We start from the raw sequence: 8340 nt of genomic DNA, 5'->3' as shown, positions 1-8340 counted from the left end.
TACAGTCCATTGAAATGTATAATTTCCTGGTGTAGATAAAGAAGCCGCAATAGTTGCAGAAGAACCTTCGCAAATCGATTCGCTATTTACAGAGACAATAGGAATAGGATTAACAGAAACGGCTCCAGAGGCGTTTGCATTACAATTAGTATCAACATTAGTTACTATAACAGAATAGATACCATCTATATCGGTTGAAAAAGAACTGACATTACCAGGATTAGGCAAACCAGTTGGTACAGTCCATTGAAATGTATAATTTCCTGGTGTAGATAAAGAAGCCGCAATAGTTGCAGAAGAACCTTCGCAAATCGTTTCGCTATTTACAGAAACACTACAATTAGGTACGTTGATATTACAATTTTGACAAAAAGAGTTAATAAGACCAGATGTGCCAGAGCTTTCTGTTTTTAAAATAACCCAAGTGTCTCCATCTTGACTTGAACTAGCTACAAAAGAAAAACTATTTGTTTCCCAAACAAAGCCAACAGGCATCAAAGTACCAACTAAAGTAGCACTGCTTAATGTAGCTGATGAGTTTGTATAAAAAGAAGGCTCAAAAACACCGTTACTGCCAAAACCATGGCTAATATACGTAATATCAAATGTGTATGTAGTTCCCTCCACAAGCGGACCGTCCAGCCTTAGCCCAACAGATTCACCACCAGCTGTCCAAGTAGTTCCATTACCTAGAAAAATAGCTTTACATGATATCTGATTTGATGGTGGAGGAATTGTAATATTAGTGGCTGGATATCCACCAATCCAATTATTTCCATCCCATTCAATGACATCTGAGCTAAATATATTAGCTAAATCTGAACTTGAATTAAAATCACCAGAAGCTACAGATGTTACTGTATTAAAACAGTCGTCAACTATATTTTGAGAATATAATGTGTTATTAAAAATTAAAAATAGTAATACGATAATTTGATTAGTATGTTTCTTCATTTTAGGCTAAATATTATCTACAACGTGTTATACAACAACAATAATAGCAATTACCCCTCAATACCCAAAGGCTAACAACACTTTTTAAGCCATATTACCCTCTAAAAGAGCAGCTAGTTAAAGCTCTAAAACAATAGATGCTTTTTTTACAAATAACCAAAGGCTTTTTTAGGCCTTTTATTTTATAGAGTAGGGGTGTTTAACGGTTTTGTGTATGGAAAGTTGTAGAGTAAAAATGCTTTACTTTTTTTTTTAGAAAAAAAGGTAGCAGAAAAAACTAAACTTTTAGTTTAGCTCTTAACTGCTATTTTTTATATACCGTGTTTTTTACCACAGTACTTTGTTAGCCACAGTTATTTAAATTTAGTCAAATCAATTTCTTCATTTAAAAACTCTAAATCAATAAAATAGTTTTCCTTATCAAATTCCTCCGAAATATATACACTTACAAAATCTCTCATTCTTAGCTTAAATTCTACTACAGTTTTATCCATATCGACAGTTGTAGAAAATTCCGTTGTTGTTTTACCATTAAGTTTGTATTTGCATAAGATTTTACTTCTTGACAAATCAATTAGGTCAATCCTTTTTGGATCTCTCTCTATCCATTCGTAAAGAGTTTCATTTTCGTTTGTCAATGAATAGGTCGGAGAATTTTTGTTCACTTTAGTATCAAAGTTTATAACAATACAGTCATCTGTTTTAATTCTGATTTCTTTCCAGTTTTCACGAACATTATTTACAAATTCCGCTTTACTATTTTTTTGCCAACTATTAAATTTTCTTTTAGAGTGTTTGTTGTAAATGAAAAGGGAGATGTATAAAATAAATGCAATTAAGATAAAAGTCCAGGTCATTGTGGCTAACGTGTTATACAACAACAATAATAGCAATTACCCCTCAATACCCAAAGGCAAACAACACTTTTTAAGCCATATTACCCTCTAAAAGAGCAGTTAGTTAAAGCTCTAAAACAATAGATACCTTTTTTACAAATAACCAAAGGCTTTTTTAGGCCTTTTATTTTATAGAGTAGGGGTGTTTAACGTCTCCGTATATGAGAAGTAGCAAGTTAAAATGCAGTAGCTTTTCGGATTTAATACAAGTAGCAGTTAAGAACAAAACTTTTGGTTTAGCTCTTAACTGCTATTTTTTATATACCGTGTTTTTTACCACAGTACTTTGTTGTTGGTGGTGTTTTATTATTCAACATCAAATTCTTTCAAGATTTTTTCAAGATTTTTAATATGCACACCGTACAATTTATTTGACCAAGATACTGTCATTAAATATATAAGTATAGCTATTACTATATATCCAAAAATATAAAGAAGAAGTGTTGTATTTGCCATATTTAATAGGATTAAATCATTATATACTTTCTCATCAATTTTTACCGAACCAAGAAATATGCTCGCCATAGCTAGTGGAAGTAACAGGCTTCCTGAAATTATTGCGGTCTTATATACTTCTAGTGTTAATTTGAGGTCATAAATAAAGGCTACTACAGTTTCTTTACTATTATTGTTTAAACTGATATATTTGGTTAAAAACCAACTCATTTTTGCTAAATACCCCAAAGTAATAAGACTGGTTATGAACATAAATATGTAGTAAACAGTTTTTGGTAATCGATGCATTTCCAGAAAACTTGGGACGGCAAAAAAGATTACAATTAAAACGAGTTGTGTGATAATTTCACTTTTCATACTCTTCCTTACTTTTTGGATAGGCATCTTGCTAGTTTCTATATCTTTCATACTTACTGGAATTTTACTGCCATCCATACTTTCGGAATTCATTTTTTGTTTAATATTTTCAAAATTCATATCCTTGATTTTTTATTATGTCTTGTAACTTACTTTTTGTTCGATTTAATTTTACTCTAACATTAACTTCTGAGAGCCCTAGGTTATCTGCTATTTCTTTACCTGATAAACCATCTATAAATTGAATAATTAATGCTTTTTCAATTTTATTTAATTCCTTTACTGCTTTATAAAAACTTGCTAACTGTTGGTCTTTTTCATTATTATAATCTTCATGTGCAATAGGATCAATTTTTTTAGAATTATAGTTGTCTGGTTTTCTTTTTTCTTTTTTAAAGTATACAATTGCCGTGTTTAATGCCACTCTGTACATCCAAGAAGAAAAGGCACTATTCCCTTTAAATGTCCTTAGCGATTTCCATAATTGCAGAATGATTTCTTGAAATAAATCTTGCTGGTCTTCAGGATTATCAAAGTACATTCTAGATACTTTATAAAGAATCCCTTTATGAGTATTGATTGCAGTTAAAAATTCTTGTTCCGTTAATTGCATAAATTTCCGTCTAATTAAATACTGGTGTCACAGTATACCCTTTTTGTCTTAAAAGATGAATTATGCCATAATCGTGGGTTAAATGAGCGGCGCCAACAGCAAATAAATTACTTCTTTCGGTCATCATTTCTGGCATTTTTTCTACCCAATTCTTATTTCGGTTTATTTGCATAATAGTTGTGGCATTCTCGTCCATATAAATATCTTTAGAAACTAAATCTACTGCAGTTGTAATATCTTCATTATTATAGGCGATTATGGCTTCACCAAAATCTTTTTTATAAGATTCAAATAACAGTATTTGTTTTAACGCAAAGTCTGCCGGATAAGCCGTTCTCATTATTTCCATCTGTTCTGCAACCTTTTCTAAACTATAAATTGACTTTTGCTTTTCTGTCGCTAATGTCATAAGCTCCATTTCTAAAGATTTTATTTCTTTACAGGGTAGCATTTTTTGAATCATTATGGTATTTAGAATAGATAGCCCATATGAGTCAAAATTTGATAAAGGTACACCCATTACATTCGTTACAAGCGTATCTAGTTCTTCGAATTGTTGTTCAGATAGCTCCTGAGATATTTTCTTTGGATTTTTCATTAATTCTTGCATTGCTTTTATCTCTTTTGGATCAGATAAATTTATTTCTAAAACTAATGCATCAACATTCTGAAGAGTTTGAGTTATTTTTTTAGAAATTTCAAAGTCGTCTTTACACATCACATGTAAAGTTCCTAAAACATAAGAAGGTTCTTTCAGTTCTGAATGCTCTATTTTCCACAAAACAGAATTTTCTAATTTTATTTTTTTTTGAGCTTGAGAAAAACTAAAAGTTAATGTAAATACTAATACTGCGATAATTGATTTAAGGTGTTTCATTATTTTGTTTTTTTAATTCGCTAGGTAAGTATTGGAAACAAAAATTTGTTACAAAAAAAATGAAAAGTGTTTTTTAATATAAGGAAAGTGTTGAGTGCGTTGTTCGGAATTTACATTACCTACAACTCATTATAAAATAGATCTTATAGCCCATATCTCCTAAATTAAACAGGATATACGCTCAACTATGTCTATTTTTTTATTTTCGTATTCCACAATCCATCTGAAGCATTTAAGTATTTTGATTTTTTTATTTCTTCAATCCATTTTTGGGATACGTATGGACTAACTTGAATTCGGGAGTCTACTTTATTAAAGGTCGCATTAGTAATCCACATAGGCTGAGACGTCCAATCCGAATTTATATAACTAAAGGCTTTTATTACATCAGAATTTTCTTGTATAGTCTGGAAAAAAGGGATGAACCAGTCTTTCCATATTGTTTTTTCGAGTTTCACTTTTTTTAGATCCGAATCAAAGTATAAATTGTCTATTTGCCTTACAGGCGTTGCTTCTGAAATAAATACCGGCTTTTTATGTTTCCTTGCAAACACAATCATTTCTTTATCTGGTTGCCCAAAATATGAATATGCACACCAATCTACTAAATCATCACCAGGATACCATTCTTCTAACACCTTTTGGTTAGAACCTGCGCCTTTAGATTGCCAGACAAAAGCAACATTATCTACTTGTTTAGCTTTGAGAATGGCATGTATTCTTTGCCACGCCTTAAGATAATGTTTCTTGTTATAATGATTCCAATCCCAACCATCAAATTCATAGCCTATTCTTAGGAAAACAGGACGCTTAGTCGCTTTAATCCAATCCGCTAGATCATTAATTAAGTCGTCAAGTTTTCCTTTTGCAACACTTTTTTCATGATTAACCATAGATAACCCTATTGCTAAAGCAGTATTTTGATACGTAGAATCTTGAAGATAAAGATTTGCCCAAGAATCACCAGCACCCCAATTTACTTTTGTTTTTATCCCGTCTAACCCTTTGTTATAGTGTCCATAAGATTCATTATTAGGAGCTAAGTTGGTGTATATGGTTACTCCAGCAGGTGTATCAAAATAATCTGTGTACCCATTATTATAATCCTCTAAACCTCCTGTAGCCTCTAAATCTTGTCCAACAAAAACTAAACATTTACCATCTTCTGGTTCGAATTTTTGTGCCACTATTATGCAGGTCGCACAAAGACATAGTAGTGTAAAAATTAACTTATTGGATGTCATATTTTTTTAATTTACATCAAAATTAGGCATAATGTATTAGAAACACATTAATCCCTATAGTATTTACGGTGGTCTAATGAGGAACACTATCTATGGTTCTTCTATACTATACAGGATATTAGAGTTTGATTTTGGATGTTGTTGTATCTGGTTTGTGCTGATTGGTATGGATTTGGATTTCTATGACAAAAAAAATGACTTTTACTTAAGTTTAAGTAATAGTCATTTTTTTGTAAGTGCTTTGTTTTTTTTAATCGACTCCTAAATTAGAAAGCACCTCGTCATCTACAGGTATGGTTTAGACTCTCTGGAGGGTATTGTATCCGGCATATTTCCATAATACTTCACCGCTATCGGAAACTTCCTAAACGGTGCCGTCTCTACCTTCTGCAATAAGCGTATATCACTTACTAGAAGTTGTTCCCATACCGGGAATATTATATTTCCATTAGATAAGTAATCTACATCATGATGGGCTGTTTGCGTGGTGGTGCTATAAGCTACCTCCCAATCTGTTGTTTGGTTGGCATTTATTTTTTGAAATACACCACCATACCCTTCAAAGGTAATGGCAGCATCGTAGACTTTTAGACATACCAACATACTACCGTCATCAAGTAGACTGGCATCATTTCCTATTGCGGCATCAAAGTCCCAACTAAATATTTCGTCACCATTATGATTAATTATATCTGCACCTTGCCCTGTTTGGTCCACTACCAAAATACAGGTATAGGTGTCTGTTCCTCTTGTAGTATCCATATCGCTACTTTCAATATCATCATCATAGCATGCTGTAAAAAGTGCCATAACGGCTACTAAGATTAAAGACGTTGTGAGTAGGCTAGTATTTTTCCTAAATTATATACTTTGTATGTTGTTAGTTTATTCTTCCAAAGGATGTGCTGCGTGTTTTAATTTTTTTTTGCCACAGTATATTGTTGTGTGTCGTTTTTCTGCGCTCGCATTTGTCTCAAATAATATTCGATTTGTAACATAATTTTTTTTTAAATAATAAATTTGATAATATAAAAATTAACGTAATTCATTATTCATAATATGAATTACGCTAATTTTTAATTCGATTCAATGATTTATTCGCAATTTTTCATTGCTTTAAAAACTGCATTTTCAAATTCTTTCAGTTCTTCTTTTGAAGAATACTTACCCTCAATTTCTTCTTGCAATTTGGCAGCTTCCATGGCAAATGCAGCACTTTTATTTGCATCAGACGCATCTAATTCTCCCGATTGAATTTGTTGCGTCATCTTTTGTGATTTACACATTAAGTCGGCAAGTTTCTGAGCGTCACTCTCGATTGTACTTCCGCAAGATGCTAATAATAATGTGCTAAATAAGCCAATCGTAATTTTTAAACTCTTCATTTGTAATGTAATTATTAATTGCCTACTTCAGGTTATCATTGGCTTTTCGGCTAATTCCCAACTTTGTAAATAAAATATTTTTCTTGAAGAATTCCTTACGGATTTCCTCATTTACATGTTATTTTATATAAGTTGCTGGTAGCTAGAAAGATGAATTTTGATTGTCTGAAATGTTACTTTTAATGCACCACAATGTGTTTTTATATGGTTTACTTCGTCTGTTCGCTGCGCTCGGGTGTTGCGTGGTTTAGCAACTAAGATAGCAAACATTTACGAACCCGTGAATATTCCTGCGGAATATTCGCAAGTAGGGAAGAACAAAGCAATTAATTATACACGGTGTTAGCATACGTTTTTTTTTTTTTAATTATTGAGTAAAATCAATTCCATAATAGATAGCCTCATAAATTACAATAGCAAGTATCCAATTATATTCCTTTTCATTGGGTTTTCTGTATAACTTCATTAAGTTTGAATATTTTACATCTCTTTCCCAAACTGTATCTTTTTGAATTGAGCTTTCGGGATGAAAGTCGTGAAATGGATTTCTAACAAATGTTCTTCTGTCAGAGTTTTTAACTACATATGCAAGTTTTTCATTATTGAGTTGCACGACATAAAAATCTGATGTGCTATTATTTCGATTAAATGAACCAATATTTTGGTTTGTGTCATCTATCAAATTAGTATTGTTAACAATTTTACCTATATAAGAGCCATTAAACTCGATTAAAATCTCATTATCTAATTGGTCATAATAAATTTCGTAATCACTTGTCACAGCGAGTATTCTTGAGGTTAAATTAAAAGCACCTCTATCTATTTTTCTAAATGAAATAATACGTTCATTGTCTAAAGTTTTAATGTATCCATTAAATTTTCTTGTAAAACCTTTACTAAAATTAAAATCTAAATTATTTGATATTTTTTCTACATCATCAGATTGCCATTTAATCAAGTTCTTTTTTTTAGAACGAGCTTTTAAAATCAATTCTTTTTTTTCTTTAATAAGAACATGAGTTGGTTGTTCCGAACGAGATTTTTTTATAACATATCTTAATAATAATACAATTCCAACTACAGGAATTGCAATGAATAAAAATGATAATATGCCAAATATTGTTGCTATTGTTTCCATTTATTTGCTTATTTTTTTACTATAAATATATCCAAAAGTGGCATAAACAATGAAATGTATAATGCTAACAAAAAAAGAAGAATCTAGGAAAAAATGAGTATAAATGAATGTTGCAATAACATAACCTCCATACATTAATATTCTATACATTTTTATTCCACTATAGATTTCAGAATAAATAAATTCTGGAAGTAAAATAGGTAGTATGGCAATAGCTAATGGAATAAATAAATATGAGTTGCTAATTAATGGCCAAGGAATCATTAGGAAAAACACATATCCAAATAAAATACCCATATGTTGAAGGCTATTAAGTTGTTTTCCAAAAATATTTACTTTGTAATCGTTGTCTATTCTAAATTTCATTATTCTCGTCGTTTCTCCAAAATGTTTGCCAACGTCTCCGTATATGAGAAGTAG

The 8340-nt window shown here is 31.1% G+C and carries 10 protein-coding genes; all 10 read right to left on the bottom strand.

The features are described from left to right. Window positions 1-954, bottom strand: a 954-nt coding sequence (locus HSX10_RS17375) for a hypothetical protein (RefSeq protein WP_173589524.1), incomplete at its 3' end; no start/stop codon positions are given. Window positions 955-1307: 353 nt separating this feature from the next. Next, a complete protein-coding gene (locus HSX10_RS17370) occupies window positions 1308-1811 on the bottom strand; it encodes a hypothetical protein (RefSeq protein WP_173589523.1) in 504 nt (167 codons plus the stop codon). 345 nt (window positions 1812-2156) lie between these two features. Continuing rightward, on the bottom strand, window positions 2157-2783 hold the full coding sequence (locus tag HSX10_RS17365) for a hypothetical protein (RefSeq protein ID WP_173589522.1): 627 nt from the start codon (window positions 2781-2783) through the stop codon (window positions 2157-2159). Continuing rightward, window positions 2773-3276, bottom strand: coding sequence for an RNA polymerase sigma factor (locus HSX10_RS17360; protein ID WP_173589521.1), 504 nt, complete (start codon window positions 3274-3276; stop codon window positions 2773-2775). Before HSX10_RS17360 ends, HSX10_RS17365 begins: the two co-directional genes overlap by 11 nt. A gap of 10 nt (window positions 3277-3286) precedes the next feature. Next, entirely contained in the window at window positions 3287-4153 is an 867-nt protein-coding gene (locus HSX10_RS17355) for a TraB/GumN family protein (protein WP_173589520.1), read from the bottom strand. Between the two features lie 191 nt (window positions 4154-4344). Next, window positions 4345-5340 (bottom strand): glycoside hydrolase family 26 protein, encoded by a 996-nt coding sequence (locus HSX10_RS17350; RefSeq protein WP_254453267.1) that lies wholly within the window; start codon window positions 5338-5340, stop codon window positions 4345-4347. 342 nt (window positions 5341-5682) lie between these two features. Continuing rightward, window positions 5683-6207, bottom strand: a complete 525-nt coding sequence (locus HSX10_RS17345; RefSeq protein WP_173589518.1) for a hypothetical protein — start codon at window positions 6205-6207, stop codon at window positions 5683-5685. A gap of 284 nt (window positions 6208-6491) precedes the next feature. Continuing rightward, window positions 6492-6782: a hypothetical protein gene (locus HSX10_RS17340; RefSeq protein WP_173589517.1), complete on the bottom strand. Its 291-nt coding sequence runs from the start codon at window positions 6780-6782 to the stop codon at window positions 6492-6494. Between the two features lie 367 nt (window positions 6783-7149). Beyond that, window positions 7150-7920 carry a hypothetical protein gene (locus HSX10_RS17335; protein ID WP_173589516.1) on the bottom strand — a complete coding sequence of 257 codons (771 nt, stop codon included), beginning with the start codon at window positions 7918-7920 and terminating at the stop codon, window positions 7150-7152. Further along, window positions 7921-8286, bottom strand: a complete 366-nt coding sequence (locus tag HSX10_RS17330; protein WP_173589515.1) for a hypothetical protein — start codon at window positions 8284-8286, stop codon at window positions 7921-7923. Window positions 8287-8340: the final 54 nt, after the last annotated feature.

The sequence above is a fragment of the Winogradskyella undariae genome (assembly GCF_013285155.1).
GTDB classification, from domain to species: Bacteria; Bacteroidota; Bacteroidia; order Flavobacteriales; family Flavobacteriaceae; genus Winogradskyella; species Winogradskyella undariae.
Note: the sequence above shows the minus strand (reverse complement) of the source record. Positions and strands in the feature narration are given on the sequence as shown.